The sequence below is a fragment of the Nocardia sp. NPDC002869 genome (assembly GCF_046764065.1).
GTDB lineage: Bacteria > Actinomycetota > Actinomycetes > Mycobacteriales > Mycobacteriaceae > Nocardia > Nocardia rhamnosiphila.
Genome location: NZ_JBKOOL010000336.1, coordinates 1 through 1487, shown reverse-complemented (window position 1 = coordinate 1487; position 1487 = coordinate 1). Strand labels below are relative to the sequence as shown.

1 protein-coding gene is annotated in these 1487 nt (G+C 67.8%); it reads left to right on the top strand.

What is annotated here, in order from left to right; all coding sequences use genetic code 11:
* Positions 1-1487: non-ribosomal peptide synthetase (locus tag ACLML9_RS28730; protein WP_411948426.1), on the top strand; the 1487-nt coding region annotated here is incomplete at both ends.

The window sequence follows — 1487 nt, the reverse complement described above, 5'->3', positions numbered from 1 at the left end:
GAGTTCGTGGATCGTTTTCTGCGGTTGCTGGGTGAGATCGTTTCGGCGCCGGAGACGGCGGTCGGTGAGTTGGAGATCCTGGCTCCGGCCGAGCGGGCAGTGCTGGCGGAGCGTAACGAGACCGATCGGGAGCTGGAGTCGGCGGCGACGCTGGCATCGCTATTGGACGCCACGGTCGCGGCCACGCCCGATGCGGTGGCCCTGGTGGCCGCCGACGGTGCACGGGTCACGTATGCGGAACTGGGTGCGCGGGTCAACCGGTTGGCCCGGTACCTGATCTCGGCGGGCGTCGGTCCGCAGGATCGGGTCGGGTTGGCGTTGCGGCGGTCGGTGGATTTGGTCGTCGCGATGTACGCGGTCGCCGCCGCCGGCGGCGCGTACGTGCCGGTGGATCCGGATCAGCCGGCCGAGCGGACCGGTTACATCCTGGACACCGCGGCACCGGTCTGCGTGCTGACCACCGGTGATATCGAGATCGGCGCCGAATCCGGTATCGCCACCGCATCCGTGGTGGCCCTGGATGCCCTCGATACCAGCGGTTTCGACGCATCGCCGGTGTCCGATGCGGAGCGGATTGCGCCGTTGCGGGCGTCGAATACGGCGTATGTGATCTTCACGTCCGGGTCCACGGGTCGTCCGAAGGGTGTCGCGGTGCCGCATGCGGCGATCGTGAACCAGTTGCGGTACATCGTTGCCGATTTCGGGCTGGATGCCACGGATGCGATCCTGCTCAAGACGGCCGCGACGTTCGACCTGTCGGTGTGGGAGTTCTGGACCGCGGCGGTGTCCGGCGGCCGGATGGTGATCGCCGAAGCCGAGGGGCATCGGGACCCGTCGTACCTGAACGAGCTGATGGACCGCGAGCAGGTCACCACTTTGACGGTGGTCCCGTCGATGCTGGACGCCTTGCTGGACACCGGCCCCGGGTTGCCGGAGTCGGTGCGGCGGGTGCTCGCTATCGGTGAGGCCCTACCGGTGACGACCGCGCAGAAGGTGCTCACCCGTTCGCCGGGCGCCGGGTTGTTCAACCTCTACGGTCCGACCGAGGCGGCGGTGTCGGTGACCACGCACACCGTCAGCACGGCGGATGTGGTGTCGGTGCCGATCGGTGTGCCGCAGTGGAATTCGCGCGTGTACGTGTTGGATTCGCGGTTGCGGCCGGTGCCCGACGGTGTCGCGGGTGAGTTGTATCTCGCGGGTGCGCAGTTGGCGGTCGGATATTTCGGTCGCCCGGACCTGAGCGCGGATCGGTTCGTGGCGGACCCGTTCACTGTCGGTGCCCGGATGTATCGCACCGGTGACCTCGTCGCCTGGAACGGTGCGGGCGAGCTCGAGTATCGGGGTCGCACGGATTTCCAGGTGAAGATTCGTGGTTTCCGGATCGAGTTGGGCGAGATCGAGGCGGCGTTGCTGGCGTTGCCGGAGGTCGCGCAGACCGCGGTACTGGCGAAGTCGGATCCGCGGACCGGGGATCGGCTGGTCGGGTA